The organism is Pseudomonas ficuserectae, assembly GCF_024584585.1.
Taxonomy (GTDB): Bacteria; Pseudomonadota; Gammaproteobacteria; order Pseudomonadales; family Pseudomonadaceae; genus Aquipseudomonas; species Aquipseudomonas amygdali.
In genome coordinates this window covers 5,558,494-5,584,681 of sequence record NZ_CP085684.1, presented here as the reverse complement: position 1 = coordinate 5,584,681, position 26,188 = coordinate 5,558,494, and the positions used below count along the sequence as shown (strand labels likewise).

The window sequence follows — 26,188 nt, the reverse complement described above, 5'->3', positions numbered from 1 at the left end:
GCTCCTGCTACAAGGTTAGGGTGATTCGGCTTATCAGAGCGCCGGGCAGTTGAATCGACCCCGTCTGGCGCTGAGTGTAGGTACTCGATTGAAGAATCAGTTCCCGCTCGCGAGTCAGGTCCTCCAGTGCGCTACCCAACAGGCTGTAGGCGCTGTCATCGAAACGCATGGTGCTGACCGGTGCGACGATCTTGCCGTCTTCGACCCAGAATGTTGCGAAACGTGTCATCCCGGTCAGACGTGCGGCAGCGCGATCCGAAAAGTTCAGGTACCACAGGTTGCTGATGTAAAGGCCCGTGCCGAGCTTTTCAAGGATCTGGTCCAGCTCCAGCGAGCCGCCGGCAATGCTCAACGCGCTTGGACCTTCGCCATAATCCGCGCCGTTGGCAGGCAGGTCATACTCAGCGGCGCTGCTCGAGTCCACCAGTCGCTCGCGGGCCTGCCCGTTGACGATCAGCTTCAGGTCCTTGCGCGGGTAGCCTTCGCGTGAGAAGGCTGGCGAGAGCGAGCCACTGACTTGCTCGTCGAAGCTGATCAGCGGGCTGAAATGAGTCTCGCCGTCATACAGCCTTTGCAACGGGCTGCGCTTGCTGGCCACCGCTTGCGCGGAAAAGCCGCCCCAGCTGAGCATGCCAATGACTTCGTCCAGTGCCGCCTGAGCCAGATAGGCGCGGTATTGACCGGGCTTGAGGGTGTGCAGTGGGCGGCCGAGAAATTCAAGCTGCTCACGGGCCTGCTGAAAGCGTTGCACGAACGCTTCGTTGTTCCAGTCGTGACCTGCGTAATTGGCTTTCACCGCCTGGCCGTTTTCATGAAACAGGCTCCAGTCGAAATTGAAGCTGTTGGCCTGATGCCAGCCCAGCGCTCCCCACGAACTGGCGAAACCCCGGTACAGCGGGCCAGCCGCGTAAAAACCCACCAGATCGAGGTCGCCTGACAGTTGGCTGATCTGCTCGACGACCTGCGCGCTGTCCGGCAGCGGTAAGTCCTGCACATTGCTGCTCTGCCAGGCCTGCGTGTTAGGCAACAGATACGGGTCTTTCGCCAGCGAAGGCAGGGTTTCGCGCAATTGCTGCAAGGCATTGGAAAGGCGCCGAGTATCGGTCTCCTGATCCCCGGACAAGGTCACTTCCAGGTTGGCATGACGCCCGTCGTCGATCAGTTTGAAGGTCGCAATGACCTGCTGCACGCTCCCGGCCTGCCGAACCTGGCCGTGGTTGAAACGAATGAAATCGGACGCTTCGGCGTCGTAGGCCAGGGTGAAGTGTTCCGTCGGGCTGATGGCAGCCTTGAGCACGGCGACCAGCGCCTCGAATTGCTGTTGGTGCGACATCAGGCATCCCCTCCAAACACATCGACATTGGCAAATACACACGCCGGAGAGGCATGGCCTACACGGATCACCTGATTGGGTTCGCCCTTGCCGCAGTTGGGCGTGCCCAGCACTTTGAAGGTACTGGCGTCACCGACTGCGCTGAGGTTTTTCCAGAACTGAGCAGAAATTGCCCGATAGTTGGGGTTCTTCACCACGCCCTTGAGTTCACCGTTTTCAATTAATTGGCCCCATTCGCAGCCGAACTGGAACTTGTTGCGCGCATCGTCGATGGACCAGGAGCGATTGCTCGACATCAGGATGCCGTGCTCGATGTTACCGATCAGGCCGTCCAGTGACTGGTCGCCCGGTTCGATGTTCAGGTTGGCCATGCGATCGATGGGCGCACGGTTCCAGCCGCAGGCGCGGCTGTTGGCAACCCCGTCCAGGCCGCTGCGGTATTGCGACAGTGCGCCGCCGAGCGGGCGTTGCAACAGGCCGTCACGAATCAGGAACTGTTTGCTGGCGGCCGTGCCGTCGTCGTCGTGCGCGTAGCTGGCCAGTTGCTCAGGAATGTCCGGGTCGAACGTCACGTTCAGCAGGCTGGAGCCGTATTGCAGGGTGCCGAAATCGGTCGTCTTGACGAAGCTGGTACCTGCGTAATTACGCTCGTCGCCGAGAATCCGGTCCAGCTCCAGGGGATGGCCGATGGACTCGTGAATCTGCAGGACCATCTGATCGGGCATCAGCAGCAGGTCGCGTGGGCCTGATGGCGTGTTGGGGGCGAGGATCAACTGCAACGCTTCGTAGGCGACGTTGGCGGCAGACCCGATCAGGCCACAACTGCTCAGCACTTCGATGCCACCCTGCTGGCCGAAGTTATGCCCGCCCAGGGTGCGCGTCTGGCTGTCGCGACCGTCGTAGGCCGTCACGCTCATGCCCGGAAACACAAAGCGCTGCGCCTGACGCAATTGCGCGCCCGCGCTGTTGAGGTAGATTTGCTCAACCGTTTCCAGCCCCAGTACGGCCTGCCAGTTGACCAGCCGTTCGTCTTTCGGGACGGCGCTGGACTCGGCCATCAGCAGGCCGATGCAGTCGCTCAGTGGCGGGAATGCTTGATCCATGTGCGGCGACAGATAGTCAGCCTTGGCAGTCGAGACAGCTTGATCGCCCAGGTTCAGCAACGCATGCGGTGCCAGGCGACGTGCCAGCGCTTCGGCCTGCTGCAAGGCGGCTTGCAAACCCCGAAGGGAAATGTCGTTGGTGGCGGCGTAGGCTTCAACACCGTTCAGGCGCACGGTCAGCATTGCGCCCTCGTCGCTGCTCAGCGACGGCGGCTCGGCCACATTCTTGCGCACGCACAGGCGTTGGCCGGTGCGGTGCACGTAACGTACGGAAAAAAATTGCGCTTCACTCTGCAGAGCAGCGAAATGCTGCTTGAGCCGGGCGGAGAAATCGAACATGCAGACAAGCTCCTTCTTGAGGGTGGTCAGTGAAGTCCGGGCGGCCTTTTGGGCCGATTGCCGTTGAGGGGGAGATTGCCCCACCACGATTGCCAGGCTGCACCTGCAAGCTTTGAGCCAGACGCTTCAGCCCTGCATCACCAGCTTGATATCGGCGGCCAGTTCACGCACGCGCTCTTCTTCGGTGTCCCACGAACACATGAAGCGTGCGCCGCCGTTGCCGATGAAGGTATAGAAACGCCAGCCCTTGGCGGTCAATGCTGCAATGGCCGGTTGCGACAATTGCAGAAACACGCCATTGGCCTGTACCGGAAACATCAGCTCCACGCCGGGAATATCCTTGACCAGTTCGGCCAGCAGTTGTGCGCAATGGTTGGCGTGGCGGGCATGTGTGAGCCAAGCGTCGTTTTCCAGCAGACCGACCCACGGAGCAGACAGAAAGCGCATTTTCGACGCAAGCTGCCCGGCCTGTTTGCAGCGGTAATCGAAATCTTCAGCCAGGTCATGGTTGAAAAACAGGATGGCTTCACCCACCGCCATGCCGTTTTTGGTACCGCCGAAGCACAGCACATCGACGCCGGATTTCCAGGTCAGTTCTGCCGGTGAGGCCTCCAGAAAGGCGCAGGCATTGGAGAAGCGGGCACCGTCCATGTGCAGATGCAGGCCCAGCTCCTTGCAGGTCGCACTGATTGCCTTGAGTTCTTCGGGCTGATAAACGCCGCCTACCTCGGTGGCCTGGGTCAGCGTCACGACGCGCGGTTTGGGGTAGTGAATATCCTGACGCTTGAGCGCCACTTCGCGAATCGACTCCGGGGTCAGCTTGCCGCCTGCGCTGCGTGCTGTCAGCAGTTTGGAGCCGTTGGAGAAAAACTCCGGCGCGCCGCATTCATCGGTTTCAACGTGAGCCGTTTCCGAACAGATGACACTGTGGTAACTCTGGCACAGCGATGACAGCGCCAGAGAGTTGGCCGCTGTGCCGTTGAAGGCAAAAAACACTTCGCAGTCGGTTTCGAACAGACGGCGGAAATCATCTGATGCGCGTGCAGTCCATTGATCGTCACCATAGGCACGTTGATGCCCCTTGTTCGCCTGCTCCATGGCTGCCCAGGCTTCAGGACAGATACCGGAATAGTTGTCGCTGGCGAACTGTTGGCTTTGGTCTGTCATGGCCGATTCCTTATGGGCGATTATGGTGCGCACTGTAGCGACAATATAAGGTTCGGTCATGTGTTGACTGCATGACGCAATTCCCCATTCAGGAGCGATATGGATCTGTCCAACCCGCCTTTTCTGCCCGGACGCAACAAGGCGCTGGACCTGCTCAAGTGGCTGGCGATGCTGAGCATGGTGCTCGATCATCTTCGCTATGTGGGCTGGTCAGTTGATTTTCTTTACGTGCCGGGGCGTTTCGCCTTTCCCTGGTTCTGTCTGGCAATTGCCGTAAACCTTTCCCGGCGCAGCGCAGCCATTCTGGCCCCGAGGGTGCAATGGCGCTATCTGGGGTGGCTGCTGGCATTCGCAGCGCTATCAGAAATCCCGTATCGGCTGTTCATGGCGGACGTGACCGTGCTGAACGTAATGCCGACCCTGTTGCTGGGGCTGCTGATTGCTCAAGGCTGGCAGCACCGCAACGTGACGACGCGAATCATGGCCATCGTGGCCCTGCTGCTGGGCGCGGTTTTTCAGCAACAATTGATGTTTGGTTTTGCCGGTGTGTTGCTGCCGCTGGTTTTTCTATTGGTGCTGCAAAAGCGCCTTTGGTATTCGGTGTTTCCGGCAGTTTTCTGCCTCGCAGCCAATGCCTGGCCGCAGATGATTGCCGGCGCGAGCTGGGGCGATCCGATTTCCATTGGCTCGATAGCCGCCTGCCTGGTGGCACCTGCGCTGGGCATAGCGCTACTGCGCACCAAACCGAAGTTCGCAGTGATCCCGATGCGGCGCTGGGCCTATGCGATCTACCCGCTGCACTTCCTGGTATTGCTGGGTTTGCGGACGGTGTTGGAGCGTGGCTGAACGATAACCTCAACTATCGTGCGACGCTCCGCGTCGCATGCCGTTCCGGACGCTTTGCGTCCTCTTGCAAGGCAGAGCGTCGTGAACTGCATTCCGATGCTGGAGGCATCAGCTATTAGGCAGCAACCGGCAAGTAATGCTCTTGATGTAGCGCGTCTCGGCAATTGCCGGGTGTACCGGGTGATCCGGGCCTTGGCCGCCGCGTTCCAGTAGCTGGATGTTGCGGTCCAGATGGCGGGCGCTGGTCAGGAGGATGTTTTGCAGGTCGTCTTCCGGCAGGTGCATGGAGCAGGAAGCGCTGACCAGAATGCCGTCCTTGCTGAGCAGGCGCATAGCTTGCTCGTTCAGGCGGCGGTAAGCGCCTTCGCCGTTTTTCATGTCTTTCTTGCGTTTGATGAACGCAGGTGGATCGGCAACGATCACATCGAAACGCTCTTCACCGGCTTTCAGCTCTTTCAGCGCTTCGAAAACATCGCCTTCGATGCAGGTCATTTTTTCTGCGAAGCCATTCAGGGCTGCGTTACGCTCAACGCCATCAAGGGCGAAGGACGATGCGTCGACGCAGGTCACGTCACTGGCACCAAAAGCCGCTGCCTGAATTCCCCAGCCACCAATGTAGCTGTACAGGTCCAGTACACGCTTGCCTTTGACGTAGGGGGCAATGCGCGCGCGGTTCATACGGTGGTCGTAGAACCAGCCGGTCTTCTGCCCGGCCATCACCGGTGCTTCGAACTTCACGCAGTTCTCTTCCAGCGCAACCCATTCGGGAACCAGGCCGAACACGGTTTCGACGTAACGATTCAGACCTTCCGCATCGCGAGCGGCTGAGTCGTTCTTGAACAGAATGCCGCTTGGCTTGATGACCTGAACCAGCGCGGCAATGATGTCTTCCTTGTGGTTTTCCATGGTGGCCGAGGCCAGCTGGACAACCAGAATGTCACCGAACCGATCCACCACCAGACCCGGCATCAGGTCTGAATCGCCGTAGACCAGGCGGTAGAAAGGCTTGTCGAACAGGCGCTCGCGCAGCGACAGCGCCACGTTCAGGCGATGGACCAGCAAAGACTTATCGAGCGGCAGCTTGATATCGCGCGACAGCAAACGTGCGCAGATCAGGTTGTTGGGGCTCATGGCGACGATGCCCAGCGGCTTGCCGCCAGCAGCTTCGAGGATGGCCTGATCACCGGCTGCAAAACCATGCAGCGGGGTGGCGGCTACGTCGATTTCGTTGCTGTAGACCCACAAGTGACCGGCGCGCAGGCGGCGGTCGGCGTTGGCTTTGAGGCGCAAGCTAGGCAGGGACATGACGTCGCTCCTGAAAAAAGAGCGGGATTATAGCGCGTTATCCCGGTAGTGCGCCGGGATGACTACAATAATCGCAACCGATCAAGCCGACAGCGCTTCAATCAACTTGCTGTTGAAGGCCGGGATGTCATCAGGCTGGCGGCTGCTGATCAGCGTGCCGTCGGTGACAACTTCCTGATCAACCCATTTAGCCCCGGCGTTGACCAGGTCATCCTTCAGCGTCTTGAAGCTGGTCAGGGTTTTACCCTTCACCAGGCCTGCCGATATCAACAGCCAGCCGCCGTGACAGATAACCGCCACTGGTTTGCCGGAGCCCTCTATGTCCTTGACGAGCTTCTGTGCGTCCGTGTCTATGCGGATGGTGTCGGAGTTCTGTACGCCGCCCGGCAGAACCACGCCATGGTAGTCGCTGGCGTTGGCCGCCTTGAACGTGCGGTCGATCTTGAAATCATCGGCAGGTTTGTCGTGATTCCAGCCTTTGACCTGGCCCTCTTCGGTGGACAGGATTTCCACGGTGGCACCTGCTTGCTCCAGCGCTTCTTTCGGGCCGGTCAGTTCGACCTGTTCGAAACCGTCGGTTACAAGAATTGCGATGCGTTTGCCAGTCAGTGCTTTAGACATGGGATCCTCCAGTGTCGGGCTTTCAGGGTGGCGTCTGGCGGTCGTTTTGAGGCCGCCATATACGCCGTCAACACAAGGTCCGAAGCCTGGCATTTGGCAAAGTTCCGAGAATATCTTCGTCTTGGGTGATGGACCGTTTCCCCGCAAGGGGTCAGAATCCAGTCATTACGGTGAGTAAATTCCTATGTCCGAAGAGCTAAGCCCAGAACAGATCCAGCAAGCGTTGCAGGGTATCAGTGTGCCCCCGCAGCCGCAGATCATGGTGGATCTGCAGATGGAGCAATACATGCCCGATCCGGACCTTGGGGTGATTGCGCGGCTGATTGCGCAAGATCCGGGGTTGTCCGGGGCGCTGCTGAAGATCGTCAACTCTGCGCACTACGGCCTGTCCAACAAGATTGCCTCGATTGATAAGGCCGTGAATCTGCTGGGCAGTCGTACCGTGATCAATCTGATCAACGCACAGTCGATCAGGGGCGAGATGACCGATGAGACCATCGTCGCGCTTAATCGCTTCTGGGACACCGCGCAGGATGTCGCAATGACCAGTCTGACGCTGGCCAAGCGCATCGGCTCGCAGACTGTGGATGAATCCTACGCATTGGGCCTGTTCCATGACTGCGGTATTCCGTTGATGCTCAAGCGCTTCCCGAATTACATGCCGGTCCTTGAAGAAGCCTACGCCAATGCAGGGCCTGATTGTCGCGTTGTCGATACTGAAAACGCCGCGTTCCACACCAACCACTCGGTGGTCGGCTATTACACGGCCAAGTCATGGCGCTTGCCTGCGCACGTGACTGACGCGATCGCCAATCATCACAACGCATTGGCGATTTTTCAGGACGATACCAGTCGCAATGCCCCGCTCAAGAACCTCTTGGCCCCCCTGAAAATGGCCGAGCACATCTGCCAGTCCTACCAAGTGCTGGGCAATCAGGGCGAAGATCACGAATGGGAATGCATTGGTGCGCTGGTGCTGGATTACGTGGGCTTGTCCGAATATGACTTTGAATACCTGAGGGAAAGCATCCGCGAGCTGGGCGCGCGCTGAGCCTGTGCGCTGCTGGCTTGCCCTTCCTGTAAAACCGAGTGATACATGCCTGAATTACCTGAAGTAGAAACCACCCGTCGCGGTATTGCACCCCATCTTGAAGGTCAGCGTGTCAGCCGCGTTATCGTACGCGACAGCCGTTTGCGCTGGCCCATTCCCGAAGATTTGGACATCCGGCTTTCCGGACAGCGCATTGTGCAGGTGGATCGACGCGCCAAGTACCTGCTGATCCAGGCCGAGGTGGGCACTCTGATCAGTCACCTGGGTATGTCCGGGAATCTGCGTCTGGTCGAAGCCGGGCTTCCGGCGCTCAAACATGAGCACGTCGACATCGAGCTGGAGTCCGGGCTGGCCTTGCGTTACACCGACCCGCGTCGTTTTGGCGCGATGCTCTGGAGCCTTGATCCGCATAACCACGAGTTATTGATTCGTCTGGGGCCGGAGCCGCTGACTGATCTGTTCGACGGTGAGCGCCTTTACGAGCGCTCGCGCGGCAAGTCGATTGCGGTCAAACCGTTTGTCATGGATAACGCCGTGGTGGTCGGGGTGGGCAATATTTACGCGACCGAAGCACTGTTCGCGGCGGGCATCGACCCGCGACGCGAAGCCGGAGGCGTCTCACGGGCTCGTTATCTCAAGCTTGCCATCGAGATCAAGCGCATTCTGACCTACGCTATAGAGCGCGGCGGTACCACCCTGCGTGACTTCATCGGCGGCGACGGCAAGCCCGGATATTTCCAGCAGGAATTGTTTGTCTACGGGCGTGGCGGCCAGCCATGCAAGGTCTGCGGTACAACGTTGCGTGAAATCAAGCTGGGGCAGCGCGCCAGTGTTTACTGTCCAAAATGCCAGCGCTGAAATACGAGAGGCGCAGAGCGTCAGGCCACTTGCTTAAGCTGCACCCCTGTTTATAGTGATGGCACCTTAATTATTTGCTACGCCTGAAGGACCAAGCCATGAGACCGTTTCGTATTCTTGCTGCCACGCTGGCGCTGTTTATCGGCCTGCAGGCGCTGCCTGCGATTGCCGCCGATGTCTCCACCGGCAGCGGCGATCCGGTCTACACCATTCAAAACCCGCCAGCGTTCGCGATGATCGGCGATCTGCTGATTGCCCGACCGCTGTTGATAGCAGCCACGGTCATCGGTACAGGGCTGTTCGTGATTGCTGCGCCTTTTGCAGCGGCAGGCGGCAACCTCGGCGCAACGGGCAAGGCGCTGGTGGTCGATCCGGGCAAGGCAGCCTTTGTGCGTTGCCTGGGTTGCACCGGTGACGGGTACGGCAAGCAGCAGTAAAGGCTGTATCAGACCTTGCTGGTGATGATCCGGTACTTGTCCATCAGCTGTTCTTTGCTCTCGACGTGATTTTCATCCAGGGGGATACAGTCGACCGGGCAAACCTGCTGGCATTGAGGCTCGTCGTAGTGACCCACACATTCGGTGCACAGGTTCGGGTTGATCACGTAGATCTCCTCGCCTTGTGAAATCGCCTCGTTTGGGCACTCGGGTTCGCAGACGTCGCAGTTGATGCAATCGTCAGTGATGATAAGGGACATGAATTGCTCCTGCCGCAGCCGACGCCGGGGCACATTAAAACCAATGCGGCGAATTGTGCCGCATTAGGCTTCGGGATGCACCTTCACATGCGCTGCGTCTAGCGCTTGAAGCGTTCGGTCAGCGCCTGAGCGACGGCAGGATGAACGAATTTGGTGATATCACCGCCCAACGCCGCGATTTCACGCACCAACGTCGAGGAAATGAATGAGTAGCGCTCTGAGGGCGTGAGGAACAGGCTTTCGACGTCCGGTGCCAACTGACGGTTCATGTTGGCCAGCTGAAACTCGTACTCGAAGTCCGATACCGCGCGAAGGCCGCGCAGAAAGACGTTGGCATTCTGTTCCTTGGCAAAATGCGCGAGCAGCGTCGAGAAGCCGACGACTTCCACGTTGGGCAGGTGTTTGGTGACTTCGCGGGCCAGTTCGACGCGTTGTTCCAGAGGAAACAGCGGGTTTTTCTTCGGGCTGGCGGCAACCGCAATGACCACGTGATCGAACAGGCGCGAGGCGCGCTCGACCAAATCTCCATGGCCCTTGGTAATCGGGTCGAAGGTGCCTGGGTACAACACTCGGTTCATCGCGTCGTCCTGGTCGGAGTCCGTTGTGGGACTCGGATGGTATCGCAGCCTTCCCGATGGGCCAAGCTGCGTAATAAGCGCCAAGCGTCGTATTGCGCCGATTATCGGCCATGTTTCAGCCCAAACCCCCGATTTTGGGGCTATTTACTGTGTTGCGGATGATGCTCGACGCGCAGCAATTGGCTAAGACACCTTGTGTTCAGCTTGCCTGCGTCGACTCGTCACTGGTGCTGCTTCGATTCTGCCACCATTGCGGCATCTGCCTGCGTTAAGATTGCCATCATCTGATTAGCACTTAGAGTGGCCTTGTCCGCATGGCAACCCGTACCAAAACCCGTGAACGCATCGTGCAAACCAGTCTGGAGCTGTTCAATCAGCAGGGCGAACGAAGCGTGACCACCAATCATATTGCTGCGCACATGGAAATCTCGCCCGGCAATCTCTATTACCACTTCGCTAACAAGCAGGTGATCATCGCCGAGTTGTTCACCGAGTATGAAACGCTGGTGGGCAGTTTTCTGACCCTGCCTGCCGACCGCCCGCCGACCATCGAAGACAAGCGCGATTATTTTCTGGCGATAATGGACGCCATGTGGCGCTACCGTTTTCTGCACCGCGACCTTGAGCATCTACTGACGTCGGATGCAGAGCTGGCGAGGCGTTACCGGCGCTTTTCGTATCGCTGCCTGATGCAGGCGATGACTATCTATCGGGGGTTTATCAAGGCTGGCATCCTGAAAATGGATGAATCGCAGATCGAATGGACCAGTCTCAACACCTGGATCGTTCTGACGTCGTGGGTGCGTTTTCTGTGCACCAACCGGGAAAACGCGACAGAGTTGAACGAATCAGCGATTCGACGTGGCGTCTATCAGGTACTTATGCTCGAATCTGTGTTTGTCGCGCCTCAGGCTCGCGAAGCGTTCGATGCGCTATGCGAAACGTTTCACTCGACGTTGCCTGAGGTTCTGATGTGAATTTCAGAGCCGATGAGCGGCCTGCTTGTCGGTTCTCTGCCACAGGAGTGTGTCATGTCCATTGCGCAACTGATCAGCCCCGAGCAACTGGCTGCACGACAGAAAACCCCAAGTCTGGTGATTCTCGATTGCCGTTATGCGCTTGAAGATTCCGATTACGGTCAGCGCAGTTACGCCCAAGGGCGTATCGAGGGCGCGTCCTTTGCCGATTTGAAGCGCGACCTCAGCGGGCCTGCTATCAAAGGCAAGACCGGACGTCATCCACTGCCCGATCCCGCCGCTTTGCTGCAATGCTTTCAGGCTTGGGGCATCAACGCCGACAGCGATGTTGTGCTGTATGACGATGGGCCGGGAATGTATGCCGCGCGGGCCTGGTGGTTGCTGGCCTGGATGGGCAAGCGCGAAGGCGTGTACCTGCTCGATGGAGGGCTGAAAGCCTGGCACGCCGCCGGGTTGCCGTTGAGCCTTGACGCGCCGAGTCGTGAGCCAGGCAGTTTCAGCGGTGAGCCGGACATGTCGATGGTGCTCAGCGGCAGTCGCTTGCATGGCCGTCTCGGCCGCCCGGAAATGACCTTGATCGACGCCCGCACCGAAGCGCGCTTCCGAGGTGACGTAGAGCCTTTGGACCCTGTCGCCGGGCATATTCCAGGTGCTCAGTGTGCGGCCTGTACCGATAACCTCGGGCCGGATGGACGCTTTTTGCCACCTGAGCAGCTCAGGCAGCGTTTTGCCGAAAAATTGCAGGGTCGTCCGCCGGAAAGTCTGGTGTCCTACTGCGGATCAGGCGTCACGGCCTGCCATAACCTGTTCGCCCTGTGTCTGGCCGGCTATCCGCTGGCAACGCTGTATGCGGGCTCGTGGAGCGAGTGGATCAACGATCCCGAGCATGAAATCGCCACGGGCGCCGGTTGATGCGTCGTCAGCCTGATCAGGCGTTTTCGCGCTGATGCGCAGCGCTTAGCCATAACGGGATGCGGCGCTCAAGGTAATAGCCCGGATTGCGCAGCGAGCCGTCGACGAAACCGACATGCCCGCCTTTGGCGTGTAGCTCGAACTCGGTGCAGGACGACAGCTCGCTCGGTTCGGGCAGGCTGTGGGGGAACACGAACGGGTCGTCGCTGGACTGAATGATCAGCGTCGGCGTCTGAATCTGACCCAGATAGTAGCGGCTGGATGCCCTGCGGTAGTAATCCGTGGCGTCGGAAAAACCATGCAGCGGTGCAGTCACCCGTCCATCGAAGTCCCAGAACGTTCGCATGTTCTCCAGTGAGCCCAGCGCGGCGAGTTCGGCCAGCCCCTCGCTGATGCCTTCATGCTGGAAGCGATGCTGCTTGTCACGGATATACGCCAGCATTTCGCGCATGAAGTGCCGTTGATAAACCCTGGAGAATCCTTGGCCGATGCGGTTGGCGCATTCGTCCAGCCGAAACGGCACTGACACCGCCACCGCTCCTCGAAGATCACTGCTAGCGCCGGATTCACCCAGGTACTTGAGCAACACATTGCCGCCCAGCGAATACCCCGCCGCATAAATCGGAGCCAGTGGCCGCAGCGAACGCAAATGAGCGATCACCTCGGCTAGGTCCTCGCTCGCGCCTGAGTGATAACTGCGTGACAGCAGGTTCGGCTCTCCCGAGCACCCGCGCCAGTTCAGCGCCACACTGGGCCAGCCCTGCGCCGCCATGGCCTTTTGCAGGCCGGCTACATACGGCGAATTGGACGACCCGGTCAGGCCGTGCAATACCAGCACCAAGGGCTTATCGGGCTCATCCGGGCCATGCCAGTCCATGTCCAGAAAATCCCCATCCTTCAACCACAACCGCTCGCGAGTGCGCGCCAGCAGCGTCGGCCTGCGCAGCAGCGGCCCCCAAAGCGTCTGCAAATGCGGATTGCCCATGCCGACGGCCGGGACGAATGGATTGGCATGGGACAGAAAGGTAGGGCGTGTGGACACGTGCTTGCTCAACGATCAGTTCAGGGGCTGAAGCTGTACGTTGCCACTAAGTGGTCCGGGATGTAAGTGGCTTGACGGTGTCGTTGCGTATAGAAATGCATTTCGTGACGCTCTGCATCGCAAAAGCGTACGCACAGCGTCCAGAACTGCATGCCGACGCCGAGCGTCGCACGATAGTCGAGGTTATCGTTCCGCACGCTCCAGCGTGGGAATGCCTTTCACGACGCTCTGCGTCGTCAAGAGGACGCGGAACGTCCAGAACTGCATGCGACGCGGAGCGTCGCACGATAGTTGTAGTTGCTCCAGGGTGGGGATGCCTTTCACGACGCTCTGCGTCGTCAAGAGGATGCGGAGCGTCCAGAACGGCATGCGACGCGGAGCGTCGCACGATAGTTGTAGTTGCTCCAGGGCGGGAATGCCTTTCATGACGCTATGCGTCGTCAACAGGACGCGGAACGTCCAGAACTGCATGCCAAACGCGGAGCATTGGTTGGTGAGCTGTCAGCCCTGGCCCCGCTGCCACAACGCGTAATACACCTGACCAGCCTTTTTCTCGCGGTGTAACCGCCAGCTGCCCGGCAAGCCGGTGGTCGATGGCGGGGTTTCGCTTTCGGTGTAGATCCAGGCAGTGTCGGCCAGCCAGCCGTGGCTTTCCAGCAGGTTGCAGGCTGAAGCCAGCAGGCCCTGATGGAAGGGCGGGTCGAGGAACACCACGTCAAAGGGCGAGGCGGTGGCGGTTTCCAGATGGCGCAGGGCGTCGGTCTGGGAGACTTGGCCGCTGGTGCAGTGCAGTGTGTTGAGGTTCTGGCGCAGGCTGGCGATGGCCGCAGCGTTGCTGTCCAGCGCCAGGCCCATGCTGGCGCCACGGGACAGGGCTTCGAAATACAGTGCGCCGCTGCCCGTGAAAACGTCCAGCACCCTGGCACCAGCGATGTAGGGCGCCAGCCAGTTGAACAGGGTTTCGCGCACGCGATCAGGCGTCGGGCGCAGGCCGGGGGCGTCGGGGAAAGTCAGGCGACGGCTGCCCCATTCTCCGCCGATGATACGAAGCTGACCCAGGCCGTTGTGGCCCTTCGGACGTGGATTGGCCATCAGTGTTCCGGGACCCCTACAGGTTGGCGAGTGGGTTTGTCGGTCGGCGCCGGCAGTGGCTTTTGCTCGACGGTCGGGCCAACGGTAACAATGACCATCTTGTCGGCGCTCAGGTGCTTGCTCATCGCAGCTTTCACCTGTTCGACGGTCACGCTCTGGGCGGCGGCCATGTAGTCCTCAAGGTAGGTCAACGGCAGGTTGTAGAAACCGATTGCACCTAGCGGGCCCACGACGGCCGAATTGCTGGCTGCGGTGAGCGGGAAGCTGCCGGTCAGTTCGCGTTTCACATCGTCGATTTCTTTCTGGGTCGGGCCGTTGGCGAGGAAGTCGCGAACGATGTCCTGTACCAGTTTGAGGGTGTTTTCGCTCATTTCCGCGCGCGTTTGCAGGCCGATCATGAACGGCCCGGCAACCTGCATGGCGGTGAAGCCTGACGACACACCGTAGGTCAGGCCGCGTTTTTCCCGCACTTCGGTCATCAGTCGACTGCCAAAGCCGCCACCACCCAGTACCGAGTTACCCACGGTCAGCGCCGCGTAATCCGGGTCGTTACGGTCGATGCCCAGTTGCGCGAGCATCAGGTGGGTCTGGTTGGACGCGAATTCGATATGCGTGGTGCCTGCCTTCGGTTCAACCGGATCGGCGACCTTCGCCAGCGCCGGGCCTTTGGGCAGCGAGGCGGAAACCTGCGCCGCGACGGCTTGCGCTTCGTCTCGCGACAGATCGCCTACCAGAGCAATCACCGCGTTGCCTGCCGCATAGCCTTTGGCGTGGAAAGCCTTGAGCTGAGCCAGGGTAATGGCATTGATGCTTTTTGCGTCGCCTTCGCTCGGGTGAGCGTAGGGATGGTCGCCGTAGAGATGGTTGAACAGTTCCTTGCTGGCGATAGCGCCGGGGTTCTGTTTCTGAGTCTCGAAGCTGGCGATCAGCTGGTTTTTGATACGGGCCAGAGAGTCGGCAGGGAAGGTGGGCTTGCCCACGACTTCGCTGAACAGCTTCAGGGCCGGGTCGCGCTTGTCGGCAGCACTCAGGCTGCGCAAGGACGTGACCGCCATGTCACGGTAGGAACCGTTGCTGAAATCCGCTCCCAGGCCTTCGAAGCCCTGAGCGATGGCGTTGACGTCCTTGCCTTTGACGCCCTCGTTGAGCATGGCGTTGGTCAACAGGGCAATGCCGGGCGATTTCTGGTCTTGGCTGCTGCCTGCGGCGAATGTCAGGCGCATGTCGAACATCGGCAATTCGCGTGATTCCACGAACAGCACCCTGGCACCCTCGGCGGTATTCCAGGTTTGTATGTTCAGGGCACGACGGGCCGGCGCCTTGCCGTCCAGTTCCTTGAGGGTTTGCAGGTTGCTGCCCAGTGCAGGAGTGGTCTGGCCTTGCTCGGCAGGGGCGGCGTTGTCTGCCACGGCTGGCAATGCGACAAAGGTGCCGAGTGAACCGGCCAGGATCAGGCCAAGCAGCGCATGACGTGGAGCGTTGCGCGTGATCATTTGGCTTTCTCCTCAGGCAGAACGTGCGCAACGCTGAGGCGCTCACGGGTGAAATAGGTGTTGGCTGCTTTCTGGATGTCCTGCGGGGTCACGCTTTGCAGCGCCTCCAGTTCATTGTCCATCAGCTTCCAGGACAGGCCGACAGTTTCAAGCTCGCCGATCATGGTCGCCTGGCTGGTAATCGAGTCGTGCTCGTAGACCACGCCCGCAATGACCTGAGCCCGAACGCGTTCCAGTTCTTCGGCCGACGGTGCCTTGGTTTTCAGCTCGTCGAGCAGACGCCAGATGCCGGCTTCCACATCGGCCAGGGTCTTTTTCTTTTGCAGATTGGGTGTGGCGCTGATCATGAACAGGCTGTCGCCGCGAGCAAATGCGTCGTAGCGCGACGATGCGCCGGAGACCAGTTCTTCGCCACGTTCCAGGCGTGAGGAAATGCGTGCGCTGTAACCACCGTCGAGCAGTGCCGCAATCAGGCGCAGGGCATTCGCCGAACGTGGGTCTTCAGCGGTCGCAACGCTTGGCACGTTGAAGCCGTAAATCAGGTTCGGCAACTGGGTTTTGACGTGCAGAGTGATCTTGCGCTCGCCCGGCTCGGCCAGTTCCAGCGGTTTTTTCGAGGGCGGCACGTCGCGGCGCGGGATCGGCCCGAAGAAACGCTCTGCCAGGGCTTTGACCTCGTCCGGTTGCACATCGCCAACCACCACCAGCGTGGCGTTGTTCGGCGCATACCAGGATTCGTACCAGTGGCGCAGCTCTTCAACCTTCATGCGCTCCAGGTCCGCCATCCAGCCAATGGTCGGCGTGTGATAGCCGCTGGCAGGGTAGGCCATCGCCTTGAAGCGTTCGAATGCCTTGCCCATCGGCTTGTCATCGGTGCGCAGGCGACGCTCTTCCTTGATGACTTCGATCTCGCGGCTGAACTCGTCGGCTGGCAATTTCAGGGTTGCCATGCGATCGGCTTCCAGTTCCAGCGCGACGCTCAGACGATCGCGGGCCAGGACCTGATAGTAGGCGGTATAGTCATCGCTGGTGAACGCATTCTCTTCAGCACCCAGATCGCGCAGAATCAGCGAGGATTCACCCGGCCCGGTCTTGCTGCTGCCCTTGAACATCATGTGTTCCAAGGCATGGGACAGGCCGGTCTGGCCGGGTGTTTCGTAGCTGGAGCCGACCTTGTACCAGATCTGGGAAACCACCACTGGAGCGCGGTGGTCTTCGCGGACGACAACTTTCAGGCCATTGTCCAGGGTAAATTCATGGGTCGGTTGCGAATCAGCAGCCAATGCTGTCAAGGGCAGACAAATAGTGCTGAGCAGCAGGCCTGCGGCGCGGCGGGCTAGAGCATTCATTCGTAGTTTGAACCTGTAGGACGGCCCGCGTGAACTTAGCGTCGGCGGGCGCGGGGGTGTTAGGATACTGATCCGTTTGCTTCAGAGACAGCCTTCACTGGCCGATTGCGAGTGAAACCTGTCTGAAACGCAGGTAAAGGTAGCGCTTCAAGCGGCCGTTGAGTGAACAAGAAGTCCTAAACGCAGTCTGTTTTGCATGTCAGAATTTTTCCGGGTCGCCCTCTGGCGCCCCGCAACCTTGAGATAGCCGTCCTCCATGTTTGGTTCCAACGACGACAAGAAGACCCCAGCCGAGGCTGGAGAGAAGAAAGGCCTGTTCGGATGGCTGCGCAAGAAACCGCAGCAAGCCGAGCCAGCGCCACAAGAATCATCCCCGACGCAACCCGATCCGGTCCACGACCCGGTTGTGACCACGCCGCAGGTTGAGCCTGCTGTTGCCTCGCAATCTGTACCCGAGAGCATCGTCGAGCCGGTTGCGCATTCGCAGCAAGGCCATGTCGAGCCGGGTGCGCCGTCGCCTCAGCCGTGGCTGACCTTGCCGGTAACCGAGGAGCCAGTGGCACTGAGTGACGAGCGCGAGCCGCACATCACCCCGCCAATCCCTGAGCAAAGTCAGGCTCAGGCCATGCCCGAGCCGGTCGCAGCGCAACCTGTGGCTGATATCGTGCCGCTGAGTGTTCCCGAGCCGCGACTGGTTCAGCCTGTTCCAGAACCAGAACCAGAACCAGAACCCGTCGTAGCGCAGGCTGTGCCACAACCGGTAGCGCCTGTTCCGCAAGTGGTTCCTGCTCCGGTACAAGAGCCCGAAACCGGCAAGGTCGGCTTCTTTGCTCGCCTGAAGCAGGGGCTGTCGAAAACCAGCGCCAGCATCGGCGAAGGCATGGCCAGCCTGTTCCTGGGCAAGAAAGCCATCGATGATGACCTGCTGGAAGAAATCGAAACCCGTTTGCTGACCGCCGATGTCGGCGTTGAGGCCACATCGGTCATCATCAAGAGCCTGACTCAGAAGGTCGCGCGCAAGCAGTTGACCGATGCTCAGGCGTTGTACACCTCGTTGCAGGGCGAACTGGCTGCGATGCTCAAGCCTGTCGAACAGCCCTTGGTGATCAAGGCCGAGCACAAGCCGTTCGTGATTCTGGTGGTCGGCGTCAATGGTGCGGGCAAGACCACCACCATCGGCAAGCTGGCCAAGAAGCTGCAACTGGAAGGCAAGAAGGTCATGCTGGCCGCGGGCGACACGTTCCGCGCTGCAGCCGTCGAGCAATTGCAGGTCTGGGGTGAGCGTAATCACATACCGGTCATCGCTCAGCACACCGGTGCCGATTCCGCCTCGGTGATTTTCGATGGCGTGCAGGCCGCCAAGGCCCGTGGCATTGATGTGTTGATCGCCGACACCGCAGGTCGCCTGCACACCAAGGACAACCTGATGGAGGAGTTGAAGAAGGTTCGCCGCGTGATCGGCAAGCTGGACGCAGATGCTCCTCACGAAGTCCTGCTGGTCCTCGATGCGGGCACCGGGCAGAACGCTATCAATCAGGCCAAACAATTCAACCAGACGGTTACGTTGACCGGGCTGGCGCTTACCAAGCTGGATGGCACAGCCAAAGGCGGCGTGATTTTCGCTTTGGCCAAGCAGTTCGGCTTGCCGATTCGCTATATCGGCGTTGGTGAAGGTATCGATGACTTGCGTACCTTCGAGGCCGAACCCTTTGTTCAGGCACTGTTTGCGGAGCGGGAGCGTCCATGATTCGATTCGAGCAGGTCGGTAAGCGCTACCCGAATGGACATGTCGGGTTGCATGAACTGAGCTTTCGAGTACGTCGCGGCGAGTTTTTGTTTGTCACTGGTCATTCCGGTGCCGGTAAAAGCACGCTGTTACGCCTGTTGCTGGCCATGGAGCGTCCAACCACCGGCAAACTGATGCTGGCCGGCCAGGACCTTGGGCAGATCAGCAACGCACAGATCCCGTTTCTGCGTCGTCAGATCGGCGTGGTGTTCCAGAATCACCAGTTGCTGTTCGATCGCACGGTGTTCAACAACATCGCGTTGCCCTTGCAGATCCTCGGTCTGTCCAAGCCCGAGATTGCCAAACGGGTCGATTCGGCCCTTGAGCGTGTGGCGCTGTCCGATAAGGCCGAGCTGTACCCCGGCGACCTGTCCACCGGTCAGCAACAGCGTGTCGGGATTGCTCGCGCCATTGTCCATCGCCCGGCCTTGCTGCTGGCCGATGAACCGACCGGTAACCTCGACCCACGTCTGGCGGCGGAAATCATGGGCGTGTTTGAAGATATCAACCGACTGGGGACCAGCGTGCTGATCGCCAGTCACGACCTTGCATTGATTGCCCGCATGCGCCATCGCATGTTGACCCTGCAACGCGGTCGTTTGATCGGTGACGGGGAGGCCGGAGTATGAGTGCTACACGCAGCCCCAAGGTTTCCGAACGCGTTGCGCCCAAGGCCGCCGATCCAGTGCCGCCGAAAAAGAAAAAGCAGCGTCACGACCATGATGATGACGGCCCGGATTTCAGCGCGTTGTTGTCGGCGTGGCTGGAAAGCCATCGCTCCAGTCTGCTGGACAGCCTGCGACGTCTGGCCAAACAGCCGATAGGCAGCTTTTTTACCTGTCTGGTGATGGCGATTGCCTTGAGCCTGCCGATGGGCTTGTCATTGCTGCTGAGTAATGTCGAGCGTCTGGGTGGTTCATGGCAGCGTGCGGCGCAGATTTCCATCTACCTGAAGCTGGATGCCAATACTGCTGATGGCACTCGCTTGCGCGATGAAATCAAGTCGATGCCCGGTGTGGCAGACGCCGAGTACATCAGCAGCGAGCAGGCATTGGGTGAATTCAAGCAACAGTCCGGTCTGGGCGAGGCGCTCAAGGAATTGCCAGAGAACCCGCTTCCGGGCGTGGTGCTGGTAACGCCGGATGAAGTGGACAAACCTGCGCTGGAAGCCTTGCGCACGCGGTTGGCAGAACTGCCTAAAGTCGAGCAGGCGCAACTGGATCTGGTCTGGGTCGAAAGACTGGCCGCGATCCTCAAGCTGGGTGACCGATTCGTTTTCGGCTTGACGGTTTTGCTTGTCTCAGCTTTGCTGTTGGTAATTGGTAACACAATTCGTCTACATATTGAAAACCGCCGTATCGAAATCGAAGTCATCAAGCTGGTGGGCGGTACTGACAGCTACGTGCGCAGACCCTTCCTTTACATGGGCGCGCTGTACGGTTTCGGGGCAGGTATCCTGTCCTGGGGCGTTCTGGCTTATGGCCTGAACTGGCTGAACGGTGCGGTCGTCGGGCTGGCAGGTCTCTATGGAAGCGACTTTGCGCTGGCAGGTGTTCCGATTGGTGATGGTCTTTCGCTCTTGCTTGGAGCGGTTCTGTTAGGGTATATCGGTGCCTGGATTGCGGTCGCTCGTCACTTGCGTGAGCTGGCGCCCCGTTAGAGGCAAATTTTTCGTTCACCAGACTGGCTCCTGAAAATCAAGGAACTTGGTTAGCGGTTCCGGGTCAATCTGGCTATTGCTGAACTGCACATAACCTGTGCGCTGGAGGTTTTTTCGTATGACCACTTCTTTGCAACCTGCTTATGCTTTAGTCCCGGGTGCAAACCTTGAGGCCTATGTGCACACGGTCAACAGCATTCCCTTGCTGACGCCCGAGCAGGAGCGTGAACTGGCTGAAAGTCTCTACTATGAGCAGGATCTGGACGCGGCCCGACAAATGGTCCTCGCCCACCTGCGCTTTGTCGTGCACATCGCTCGCAGTTATTCGGGGTACGGTCTGGCTCAGGCTGACCTGATTCAGGAAGGTAACGTTGGTCTGATGAAGGCCGTGAAGCGTTTCAACCCCGAAATGGGCGTGCGTCTGGTGTCCTTTGCCGTGCACTGGATCAAGGCCGAAATTCACGAGTTCATCCTGCGTAACTGGCGCATCGTCAAGGTCGCCACCACCAAGGCGCAGCGCAAGCTGTTCTTCAACCTGCGCAGCCAGAAGAAGCGTCTGGCCTGGCTGAACAACGACGAGGTGCATCGCGTCGCTGAAAGCCTTGGCGTCGAGCCGCGTGAAGTCCGTGAAATGGAAAACCGTCTGACCGGCCATGACATGGCCTTTGATCCGGCAGCCGAAGCGGATGACGACAGTGCGTTTCAGTCACCAGCCAATTATCTGGAAGACCACCGCTACGACCCGGCGCGTCAACTGGAAGATTCCGACTGGACTGACAACTCCACCGCCAACCTGCATCAGGCGCTGGACGTGCTGGACGAACGCAGCCGCGACATCCTCTACCAGCGCTGGCTGGCAGAAGAAAAAGCCACGCTGCACGACCTAGCGCAGAAGTACAACGTCTCCGCCGAGCGTATTCGTCAGCTGGAAAAAAGCGCGATGAATAAGCTCAAGACGTCGATAGCTGCGTAAGGCTACCCGGTGACGAAAAAACGCCCCGAGATGATCGGGGCGTTTTTGTTTGTGTACCAGCTATCGAGCGTCGCTCCGCGTCGCATGCCGCTTCGGACGCAATCACCACCGACGGCTGCTATTGAGTCCCTGCAAATACTCATCCCCACCCAACTGACGCATTTGCTGACGAATCCAGCCGGCGCGACGCGAGACGTAGCTGCTCGGGTGGCTGGCGCTCCACTCGCGCGGGTTGGGGAGGACGGCGGCGAGGTAGCTGGCCTGCTGTACAGAAAGCGAGCTGGCGTTGGTGCGGAAGTGATGTTGCGCTGCTGCCTGCGCGCCGAATACGCCTTCGTCCCATTCGACGCTGTTCAGGTACACCTCAAGGATGCGCTCCTTGGACCACAGCAGCTCGATGAGCATAGTGAACCACGCCTCCAGCCCTTTGCGCAGGTAGCTGCGACCGGACCACAGGAACAGGTTTTTCGACACCTGCTGGCTAAGCGTACTGGCGCCACGGATCGAGCCGCCGCGCTCGTTATGCAGGATGGCCGCTTGAATGGCGTCGACATCGAAACCCCAATGCTCGGCGAATTTCTGATCCTCGCCGGCAATGACCGCAATTTTAAGGTTGTCGGAGATCCTGTCCCCCGGTTCCCAGTCGCGTTGCATGTCGATAGGCTCGCCGTCGACCCAGGATTCGACCTTGCGTTCGACCATCAGCGCGGTGCCTGGTGGCGGTACCCAGCGCAGAACCAGAACCACGAGAACACTGCCTGCGGCGAACCACAGCAGGGCTTTGACGATGCGACGAAGGATAAACTGCAGCATAGAGATGGCTTGGCCGAACCCGTTGAGCGGGCCATTATACAGACCGTGCGCCTTTCGACGATTTTTCACTGGAGTTCCTGATGCTTCGTAGCTTTTTGATGCTTGCTGCCTTCTTCGGCTTCACGGGTGTGGCGTTGGGCGCATTTGCCGCTCACGGTCTCAAGGAACGCCTGAGTGCCGAGTACCTGGCGGTGTTCCATACGGGTGTGCTTTATCAACTGATCCACGCGCTGGCCCTGCTCGGTGTGGCGATACTGGCGACGCACATCCCCGGGCGTCTCGTCACTTGGGCCGGATTCTCGTTCGCTATCGGCATACTGTTGTTCTCCGGCAGCCTGTACGCGCTGACCCTGACCGGCATCGGCAAGCTGGGCATCATCACCCCGTTCGGTGGTCTGGCCTTTCTGTTTGGCTGGTCGATGCTGGGTCTGGCTGCCTGGCGGTTGGGCTCTGCTCCTTGAGTGACGGCTTGCACGGCAGATCGCGCTTGAGACGAATGGCGTGGCTTTGCCTTGGTCATACCGGCTGATCGGGCTAGAATGCTGGCCCCCCAAAAATGATGGCTGCTCTCGCATGCACATTCAGTTGAACGGTGAACCCTTTGAATTGCCCGATGGCGAAACCGTCGCGGCATTACTGACCCGCCTGGACCTTGCCGGACGCCGGGTTGCGGTGGAACTGAACCTGGATATCGTGCCGCGCAGTCAGCATGCGGCGACCGTCCTGGGTGAAGGCGATCAGGTCGAAGTGGTTCATGCCATTGGCGGTGGCTAGTTCGCAACCTGCACTTAGCCCAACCCCCATCTGCACGTTATGAGGATTTCCGATGAGCAATGTTCGCAGCGACAAGCCCTTCGTCCTGGCCGGTCGGACTTTCGAGTCGCGTCTTTTGGTAGGCACCGGCAAGTACATCGATATGGAACAGACCCGTCTGGCCATTGAAGCCTCGGGTGCCGAGATCGTGACTGTTGCCGTGCGTCGCACCAACCTCGGCCAGAACCCCGGCGAGCCGAACCTGCTGGATGTGCTGCCACCTGATCGCTACACCATCTTGCCGAACACCGCTGGCTGCTTCGATGCAACCGAGGCCGTGCGCACCTGCCGCCTGTCCCGCGAACTGCTCGACGGCCGCAATCTGGTCAAGCTCGAAGTGCTGGCCGACCAGAAAACCCTGTTTCCGAACGTCATCGAAACCCTCAAGGCCGCCGAGATACTGGTCAAGGACGGTTTCGACGTGATGGTCTACACCAGCGATGACCCGATCATCGCCCGCCAGCTGGCCGAAATCGGCTGCATCGCGATCATGCCGCTGGCCGGCCTGATCGGCAGCGGTCTGGGTATCTGCAACCCCTACAACCTGCAGATCATCCTTGAAGAAACCAAAGTGCCGGTGCTGGTCGATGCCGGTGTCGGCACTGCCTCCGACGCCACCATCGCGATGGAACTGGGCTGTGAAGCCGTATTGATGAACTCGGCCATCGCCCATGCGCAGCAGCCGGTGATGATGGCCGAAGCCATGAAGCACGCTGTAATTGCCGGTCGTCTGGCGTACCTCGCCGGGCGCATGCCTCGAAAACTCTATGCCAGCGCATCTTCGCCGCTGGATGGCCTGATCAAGTAAGAGTCCGTTGATGACTGATTCGCACGTTCCGCACCCAGAGTCGCCTGCTGTCGAAGAAGGCGAAGAGCGCCCGCACCGCCGCATCAAGAGTTTCGTGATGCGTGCCGGTCGCATGACCGAAGGTCAGCAGCGCGGCCTCGATCAAGGTCTCCCCCTGTATGGCCTGTCGCTGACCGATGCGCCGGTGGATTTCGATCAGGTGTTCGGTCGCGCTGCGCCGCGCACGCTGGAAATCGGTTTCGGCATGGGCCACTCGTTGCTGGAAATGGCGGCAGCGGCTCCCGAGCACGATTTTATCGGTGTCGAGGTGCACTCCCCAGGCGTAGGCGCGCTGCTCAACGGTGTGCTGACCCAAGGGCTGACCAATGTGCGCGTCTACGATTGCGACGCCATTGAAGTGCTGAACCGCTGCGTCGCCGATAACAGCCTTGATCGCCTGATGCTGTTCTTCCCGGATCCGTGGCACAAGAGCCGTCACCACAAGCGCCGTATCGTGCAGCCGGAATTCGCCGCACTGGTGCGTAGCAAGCTCAAGGTTGGCGGTGTGTTTCACATGGCCACCGATTGGGGGCCTTACGCGGAATACATGCTGGAAGTGATGAGCGTAGCGCCTGGTTATCGCAATCAGGCTGAAGACAAGCAGTACGTACCGCGCCCTGCGGAACGGCCGATCACCAAGTTCGAGCGCCGTGGCGAGAAGCTCGGGCATGGCGTCTGGGATCTGAAGTTCGAGAAAGTCGACTGAGCGTGCTGATCGTGCCCGGTTACATGGGCACGATCACGCAGTATGAAGCCCGTTACTGAATCTCGTCCGGCTTGACGATCACCCAGTTCTTGTCCGCCGTGACCGGCAATTTCTCCTTGGCCTGAGCTTCGGCATTGTCCTTGATCATGCCATTGAGCTGGGTCATGTACTTGTCCTTGCGGTTGATCCACAAGTGCACGCCGCCCTTGCTCACGTCGACGCTGTGAAACAGCATGTAGCCGTCGCTGGTCGGGGTATCGCCGCCGACCAGAACCGGTTTTTTCCACTGGTCGATGTAGGTCAGAATCGCCGCCTGCTTGCCGGCCATCCAGGTCGCCGGGGTCCACAGATAAGGTGTCAGCTCCAGCCCCATGTTGCTTTTCGCATCGTATTTGCCTGCGGTGATCTGCTTGCGTGCGGTAGTCAGCTCACCGGTCTTGCGGTCTTTGAGCAGGGTGGTGACGCCTATCACGTTCTGCGGTTTGACGTTGTAGCCGTACTTGGGATCGGCGGCGACCATGCGCACCAGCTCTTCGGACGCTGCGGTCATCACGTAGACCTCGATGCCGTTCTCCATCAGCTTGTTGTACAGCTCGGTCTGCCCGGTGAATACGCGCGGCGGCTCGACATTGAGTTGCTTGACCGTATCGCCGTCGTAATAGGTCGCCGGGATCGGCTTTTTCAGGGCCATCAGCTCATCGACATAGCCTTTGAGCTCCTGCAGGGTAAAGCCGGAAAACACCTGCGCGACCCACGGGTAGCAGACCATGTCGTCTATTTCGCAAAGGCGATAGTAGTAACTGAACAGGCTTTCCTTGTGGTCGGCGGTGTCTTTGAAGGGGATCAGCTTCAGCGAAGGGTCGAGCGTTTCGCGGGTAATCAGTCCTTTGTTTTCCATGTACGGCAGCAGCGACTCTTCAAGGTCGAAGCGGTAGCTGGTGTTGTCCATGTCGAAGACCGCATAGTTGCCCTTGTTGGCATTGGCGGCAATCATCGCGTCGAGTGCCTTGGCGGCAGGCTCGGGCCAGTGCTTCAATTCAGTGGCAGCAAAGGACTGACTGGCGAGCCCGGCACAGAGCGCTGCAACCAGCAGTTTTGGCGCGATTTTCATAGGCGATTTTCCCTTGTCATAAAAACGAAGGGACAAACCGTAACAAAATATTGTGAAGGCAAAAGTACGTCAGCGACCCGAAAAAGGCCAAAAGACGCCGTTTGCCCCTTTATTTGCGACAGTGAAACTAAAAGCGACACTTTTATTGCAGTTTTTCGTCAGCGACCTCAAATACGCCGAAAGACGCTTATCAGACGCGTTCCCAGACTTCAAAGTTGTAAGCAGGCTTGTCATCGACAGCCGCATTCTCGGTATCGGAAACCAGCGCCCATTGCGCCGTATCGATTTCTGGAAACCACGCGTCGCCATCAGGGCTCAGTGCCACGCGAGTCAGGTAAAGGCGATCCGCCTCGGGAAGGCCCTGAGCATAAAGCTGCGCGCCGCCGATCAGCATCACCTCGTCGACACCCTGTTCCTTCGCCCATTGCTCGGCGCGCACGACTGCGGCATCCAGCGAAGGGAAGACTTCCGCGCCCTCGAGCTGCAAATCAGTCTGGCGGCTGACTACCAGGTTCAGGCGACCGGGCAGGGGGCGGCCCAGCGAATCCCAGGTCTTGCGACCCATGATGATCGGCTTGCCGAGCGTCGTGGCCTTGAAGTATTTGAAATCCCCCGGCAAATGCCAGGGCATGGAATTGTCGACGCCGATCACTCGGTTTTCACCAAGGGCGGCAATCAGGCTAAGGGGGAGATGAGTTTTCATGCGCCGAGGATAT

At 59.4% G+C, this 26,188-nt stretch carries 29 protein-coding genes; 14 read left to right on the top strand and 15 right to left on the bottom strand.

The genetic code is table 11. The features are described 5' to 3' along the window. Positions 1-7: 7 nt before the first annotated feature. The 3 genes from LJU29_RS25050 to LJU29_RS25040 form a co-directional block, all read right to left on the bottom strand. Positions 8-1,333 carry a TldD/PmbA family protein gene (locus tag LJU29_RS25050; protein ID WP_257111332.1) on the bottom strand — a complete coding sequence of 442 codons (1,326 nt, stop codon included), beginning with the start codon at positions 1,331-1,333 and terminating at the stop codon, positions 8-10. Next, on the bottom strand, positions 1,333-2,775 hold the full coding sequence (locus LJU29_RS25045; RefSeq protein ID WP_257111331.1) for a TldD/PmbA family protein: 1,443 nt from the start codon (positions 2,773-2,775) through the stop codon (positions 1,333-1,335). Before LJU29_RS25045 ends, LJU29_RS25050 begins: the two co-directional genes overlap by 1 nt. Before the next feature lie 126 nt (positions 2,776-2,901). After that, positions 2,902-3,942, bottom strand: a complete 1,041-nt coding sequence (locus LJU29_RS25040) for a threonine aldolase family protein (RefSeq protein WP_005758169.1) — start codon at positions 3,940-3,942, stop codon at positions 2,902-2,904. 99 nt (positions 3,943-4,041) lie between these two features. Here LJU29_RS25040 and LJU29_RS25035 point away from each other — a divergent pair, with 99 nt between their 5' ends. Further along, positions 4,042-4,788, top strand: a complete 747-nt coding sequence (locus LJU29_RS25035) for a TraX family protein (RefSeq protein ID WP_057453224.1) — start codon at positions 4,042-4,044, stop codon at positions 4,786-4,788. Between the two features lie 108 nt (positions 4,789-4,896). On the opposite strand, the gene LJU29_RS25030 is transcribed toward LJU29_RS25035, so the two are convergent. Then, positions 4,897-6,093, bottom strand: a complete 1,197-nt coding sequence (locus tag LJU29_RS25030; RefSeq protein WP_057453223.1) for a class I SAM-dependent rRNA methyltransferase — start codon at positions 6,091-6,093, stop codon at positions 4,897-4,899. 81 nt (positions 6,094-6,174) lie between these two features. Continuing rightward, complete coding sequence (locus LJU29_RS25025) at positions 6,175-6,714, bottom strand: type 1 glutamine amidotransferase domain-containing protein (RefSeq protein WP_005735018.1); 540 nt, start codon at positions 6,712-6,714, stop codon at positions 6,175-6,177. A 238-nt stretch (positions 6,715-6,952) separates the two neighbouring features. Between LJU29_RS25025 and LJU29_RS25020 the strand changes: the two genes are divergently transcribed. From LJU29_RS25020 to LJU29_RS25010, 3 genes are all read left to right on the top strand, one after another. After that, entirely contained in the window at positions 6,953-7,765 is an 813-nt protein-coding gene (locus tag LJU29_RS25020) for an HDOD domain-containing protein (protein ID WP_183135666.1), read from the top strand. 45 nt (positions 7,766-7,810) lie between these two features. Next, entirely contained in the window at positions 7,811-8,623 is an 813-nt protein-coding gene (gene mutM, locus LJU29_RS25015) for a bifunctional DNA-formamidopyrimidine glycosylase/DNA-(apurinic or apyrimidinic site) lyase (RefSeq protein WP_002555642.1), read from the top strand. Between the two features lie 98 nt (positions 8,624-8,721). Beyond that, entirely contained in the window at positions 8,722-9,060 is a 339-nt protein-coding gene (locus LJU29_RS25010) for a hypothetical protein (RefSeq protein WP_002555641.1), read from the top strand. Positions 9,061-9,068: 8 nt separating this feature from the next. Here LJU29_RS25010 and LJU29_RS25005 read toward each other — a convergent pair whose 3' ends face one another. Together LJU29_RS25005 and coaD are read right to left on the bottom strand one after the other, a co-directional pair. After that, on the bottom strand, positions 9,069-9,320 hold the full coding sequence (locus tag LJU29_RS25005) for a YfhL family 4Fe-4S dicluster ferredoxin (RefSeq protein ID WP_002555640.1): 252 nt from the start codon (positions 9,318-9,320) through the stop codon (positions 9,069-9,071). Positions 9,321-9,418: 98 nt separating this feature from the next. Then, entirely contained in the window at positions 9,419-9,898 is a 480-nt protein-coding gene (gene coaD / locus LJU29_RS25000) for a pantetheine-phosphate adenylyltransferase (RefSeq protein ID WP_002555639.1), read from the bottom strand. 314 nt (positions 9,899-10,212) lie between these two features. On the opposite strand from coaD, the gene LJU29_RS24995 reads away from it, so the two are divergent. Then, entirely contained in the window at positions 10,213-10,875 is a 663-nt protein-coding gene (locus LJU29_RS24995) for a TetR/AcrR family transcriptional regulator (protein WP_005744091.1), read from the top strand. A gap of 54 nt (positions 10,876-10,929) precedes the next feature. Continuing rightward, a complete protein-coding gene (locus LJU29_RS24990; RefSeq protein ID WP_257111330.1) occupies positions 10,930-11,787 on the top strand; it encodes a sulfurtransferase in 858 nt (285 codons plus the stop codon). A gap of 16 nt (positions 11,788-11,803) precedes the next feature. On the opposite strand, the gene LJU29_RS24985 is transcribed toward LJU29_RS24990, so the two are convergent. The 5 genes from LJU29_RS24985 to LJU29_RS24965 form a co-directional block, all read right to left on the bottom strand. Beyond that, entirely contained in the window at positions 11,804-12,829 is a 1,026-nt protein-coding gene (locus tag LJU29_RS24985) for a hydrolase (RefSeq protein ID WP_080438782.1), read from the bottom strand. A 183-nt stretch (positions 12,830-13,012) separates the two neighbouring features. Beyond that, complete coding sequence (locus tag LJU29_RS24980; RefSeq protein WP_060407216.1) at positions 13,013-13,255, bottom strand: hypothetical protein; 243 nt, start codon at positions 13,253-13,255, stop codon at positions 13,013-13,015. 75 nt (positions 13,256-13,330) lie between these two features. Beyond that, positions 13,331-13,921 (bottom strand): 16S rRNA (guanine(966)-N(2))-methyltransferase RsmD, encoded by a 591-nt coding sequence (gene rsmD, locus LJU29_RS24975; RefSeq protein ID WP_057453294.1) that lies wholly within the window; start codon positions 13,919-13,921, stop codon positions 13,331-13,333. Continuing rightward, a complete protein-coding gene (locus LJU29_RS24970) occupies positions 13,921-15,414 on the bottom strand; it encodes a M16 family metallopeptidase (protein WP_257111329.1) in 1,494 nt (497 codons plus the stop codon). Before LJU29_RS24970 ends, rsmD begins: the two co-directional genes overlap by 1 nt. Beyond that, positions 15,411-16,763, bottom strand: coding sequence for a M16 family metallopeptidase (locus tag LJU29_RS24965; protein ID WP_257111328.1), 1,353 nt, complete (start codon positions 16,761-16,763; stop codon positions 15,411-15,413). Before LJU29_RS24965 ends, LJU29_RS24970 begins: the two co-directional genes overlap by 4 nt. Positions 16,764-17,019: 256 nt before the next feature. Between LJU29_RS24965 and ftsY the strand changes: the two genes are divergently transcribed. The 4 genes from ftsY to rpoH all read left to right on the top strand — a co-directional run bounded on the left by ftsY (position 17,020) and on the right by rpoH (position 21,182). Further along, positions 17,020-18,510: a signal recognition particle-docking protein FtsY gene (gene ftsY, locus LJU29_RS24960; protein ID WP_257111327.1), complete on the top strand. Its 1,491-nt coding sequence runs from the start codon at positions 17,020-17,022 to the stop codon at positions 18,508-18,510. After that, positions 18,507-19,178 carry a cell division ATP-binding protein FtsE gene (ftsE, locus tag LJU29_RS24955; RefSeq protein ID WP_002555631.1) on the top strand — a complete coding sequence of 224 codons (672 nt, stop codon included), beginning with the start codon at positions 18,507-18,509 and terminating at the stop codon, positions 19,176-19,178. The genes ftsY and ftsE overlap by 4 nt, the downstream gene beginning before the upstream one ends. Then, entirely contained in the window at positions 19,175-20,209 is a 1,035-nt protein-coding gene (gene ftsX, locus LJU29_RS24950) for a permease-like cell division protein FtsX (protein WP_257111326.1), read from the top strand. Before ftsE ends, ftsX begins: the two co-directional genes overlap by 4 nt. Before the next feature lie 118 nt (positions 20,210-20,327). Continuing rightward, positions 20,328-21,182 carry an RNA polymerase sigma factor RpoH gene (rpoH, locus tag LJU29_RS24945; protein WP_122322474.1) on the top strand — a complete coding sequence of 285 codons (855 nt, stop codon included), beginning with the start codon at positions 20,328-20,330 and terminating at the stop codon, positions 21,180-21,182. Between the two features lie 102 nt (positions 21,183-21,284). On the opposite strand, the gene mtgA is transcribed toward rpoH, so the two are convergent. Next, positions 21,285-21,995 (bottom strand): monofunctional biosynthetic peptidoglycan transglycosylase, encoded by a 711-nt coding sequence (mtgA, locus tag LJU29_RS24940; protein ID WP_257112880.1) that lies wholly within the window; start codon positions 21,993-21,995, stop codon positions 21,285-21,287. 80 nt (positions 21,996-22,075) lie between these two features. Here mtgA and LJU29_RS24935 point away from each other — a divergent pair, with 80 nt between their 5' ends. The 4 genes from LJU29_RS24935 to trmB all read left to right on the top strand — a co-directional run bounded on the left by LJU29_RS24935 (position 22,076) and on the right by trmB (position 24,361). Next, entirely contained in the window at positions 22,076-22,456 is a 381-nt protein-coding gene (locus LJU29_RS24935) for a DUF423 domain-containing protein (protein WP_002555627.1), read from the top strand. Positions 22,457-22,568: 112 nt separating this feature from the next. Then, on the top strand, positions 22,569-22,769 hold the full coding sequence (gene thiS, locus LJU29_RS24930; RefSeq protein ID WP_002555626.1) for a sulfur carrier protein ThiS: 201 nt from the start codon (positions 22,569-22,571) through the stop codon (positions 22,767-22,769). 52 nt (positions 22,770-22,821) lie between these two features. Next, positions 22,822-23,616 (top strand): thiazole synthase, encoded by a 795-nt coding sequence (locus LJU29_RS24925; RefSeq protein ID WP_003304387.1) that lies wholly within the window; start codon positions 22,822-22,824, stop codon positions 23,614-23,616. A 97-nt stretch (positions 23,617-23,713) separates the two neighbouring features. After that, entirely contained in the window at positions 23,714-24,361 is a 648-nt protein-coding gene (gene trmB, locus LJU29_RS24920; protein ID WP_212785061.1) for a tRNA (guanosine(46)-N7)-methyltransferase TrmB, read from the top strand. Between the two features lie 52 nt (positions 24,362-24,413). Here the strand turns inward: trmB and LJU29_RS24915 are convergent, their stop codons facing one another. Together LJU29_RS24915 and LJU29_RS24910 are read right to left on the bottom strand one after the other, a co-directional pair. After that, complete coding sequence (locus tag LJU29_RS24915) at positions 24,414-25,472, bottom strand: HAD family hydrolase (RefSeq protein ID WP_010194758.1); 1,059 nt, start codon at positions 25,470-25,472, stop codon at positions 24,414-24,416. 190 nt (positions 25,473-25,662) lie between these two features. Beyond that, entirely contained in the window at positions 25,663-26,175 is a 513-nt protein-coding gene (locus LJU29_RS24910) for a dihydrofolate reductase (protein WP_005781189.1), read from the bottom strand. Positions 26,176-26,188 lie beyond the last annotated feature (13 nt).

What these genes read in the sequence shown, in the direction of transcription:
- LJU29_RS25050 (WP_257111332.1), bottom strand. Translation starts at nt 1,333, where the DNA reads ATGTCGCACCAACAGCAATTCGAGGCGCTGGTCGCCGTGCTCAAGGCT.
- LJU29_RS25045 (WP_257111331.1), bottom strand. Translation starts at nt 2,775, where the DNA reads ATGTTCGATTTCTCCGCCCGGCTCAAGCAGCATTTCGCTGCTCTGCAG.
- LJU29_RS25040 (WP_005758169.1), bottom strand. Translation starts at nt 3,942, where the DNA reads ATGACAGACCAAAGCCAACAGTTCGCCAGCGACAACTATTCCGGTATC.
- LJU29_RS25035 (WP_057453224.1), top strand. Translation starts at nt 4,042, where the DNA reads ATGGATCTGTCCAACCCGCCTTTTCTGCCCGGACGCAACAAGGCGCTG.
- LJU29_RS25030 (WP_057453223.1), bottom strand. Translation starts at nt 6,093, where the DNA reads ATGTCCCTGCCTAGCTTGCGCCTCAAAGCCAACGCCGACCGCCGCCTG.
- LJU29_RS25025 (WP_005735018.1), bottom strand. Translation starts at nt 6,714, where the DNA reads ATGTCTAAAGCACTGACTGGCAAACGCATCGCAATTCTTGTAACCGAC.
- mutM (WP_002555642.1), top strand. Translation starts at nt 7,811, where the DNA reads ATGCCTGAATTACCTGAAGTAGAAACCACCCGTCGCGGTATTGCACCC.
- LJU29_RS25010 (WP_002555641.1), top strand. Translation starts at nt 8,722, where the DNA reads ATGAGACCGTTTCGTATTCTTGCTGCCACGCTGGCGCTGTTTATCGGC.
- LJU29_RS25005 (WP_002555640.1), bottom strand. Translation starts at nt 9,320, where the DNA reads ATGTCCCTTATCATCACTGACGATTGCATCAACTGCGACGTCTGCGAA.
- coaD (WP_002555639.1), bottom strand. Translation starts at nt 9,898, where the DNA reads ATGAACCGAGTGTTGTACCCAGGCACCTTCGACCCGATTACCAAGGGC.
- LJU29_RS24995 (WP_005744091.1), top strand. Translation starts at nt 10,213, where the DNA reads ATGGCAACCCGTACCAAAACCCGTGAACGCATCGTGCAAACCAGTCTG.
- LJU29_RS24990 (WP_257111330.1), top strand. Translation starts at nt 10,930, where the DNA reads ATGTCCATTGCGCAACTGATCAGCCCCGAGCAACTGGCTGCACGACAG.
- LJU29_RS24980 (WP_060407216.1), bottom strand. Translation starts at nt 13,255, where the DNA reads ATGAAAGGCATTCCCGCCCTGGAGCAACTACAACTATCGTGCGACGCT.
- rsmD (WP_057453294.1), bottom strand. Translation starts at nt 13,921, where the DNA reads ATGGCCAATCCACGTCCGAAGGGCCACAACGGCCTGGGTCAGCTTCGT.
- LJU29_RS24970 (WP_257111329.1), bottom strand. Translation starts at nt 15,414, where the DNA reads ATGATCACGCGCAACGCTCCACGTCATGCGCTGCTTGGCCTGATCCTG.
- LJU29_RS24965 (WP_257111328.1), bottom strand. Translation starts at nt 16,763, where the DNA reads ATGAATGCTCTAGCCCGCCGCGCCGCAGGCCTGCTGCTCAGCACTATT.
- ftsY (WP_257111327.1), top strand. Translation starts at nt 17,020, where the DNA reads ATGTTTGGTTCCAACGACGACAAGAAGACCCCAGCCGAGGCTGGAGAG.
- ftsE (WP_002555631.1), top strand. Translation starts at nt 18,507, where the DNA reads ATGATTCGATTCGAGCAGGTCGGTAAGCGCTACCCGAATGGACATGTC.
- ftsX (WP_257111326.1), top strand. Translation starts at nt 19,175, where the DNA reads ATGAGTGCTACACGCAGCCCCAAGGTTTCCGAACGCGTTGCGCCCAAG.
- rpoH (WP_122322474.1), top strand. Translation starts at nt 20,328, where the DNA reads ATGACCACTTCTTTGCAACCTGCTTATGCTTTAGTCCCGGGTGCAAAC.
- mtgA (WP_257112880.1), bottom strand. Translation starts at nt 21,995, where the DNA reads ATGCTGCAGTTTATCCTTCGTCGCATCGTCAAAGCCCTGCTGTGGTTC.
- LJU29_RS24935 (WP_002555627.1), top strand. Translation starts at nt 22,076, where the DNA reads ATGCTTCGTAGCTTTTTGATGCTTGCTGCCTTCTTCGGCTTCACGGGT.
- thiS (WP_002555626.1), top strand. Translation starts at nt 22,569, where the DNA reads ATGCACATTCAGTTGAACGGTGAACCCTTTGAATTGCCCGATGGCGAA.
- LJU29_RS24925 (WP_003304387.1), top strand. Translation starts at nt 22,822, where the DNA reads ATGAGCAATGTTCGCAGCGACAAGCCCTTCGTCCTGGCCGGTCGGACT.
- trmB (WP_212785061.1), top strand. Translation starts at nt 23,714, where the DNA reads ATGCGTGCCGGTCGCATGACCGAAGGTCAGCAGCGCGGCCTCGATCAA.
- LJU29_RS24915 (WP_010194758.1), bottom strand. Translation starts at nt 25,472, where the DNA reads ATGAAAATCGCGCCAAAACTGCTGGTTGCAGCGCTCTGTGCCGGGCTC.
- LJU29_RS24910 (WP_005781189.1), bottom strand. Translation starts at nt 26,175, where the DNA reads ATGAAAACTCATCTCCCCCTTAGCCTGATTGCCGCCCTTGGTGAAAAC.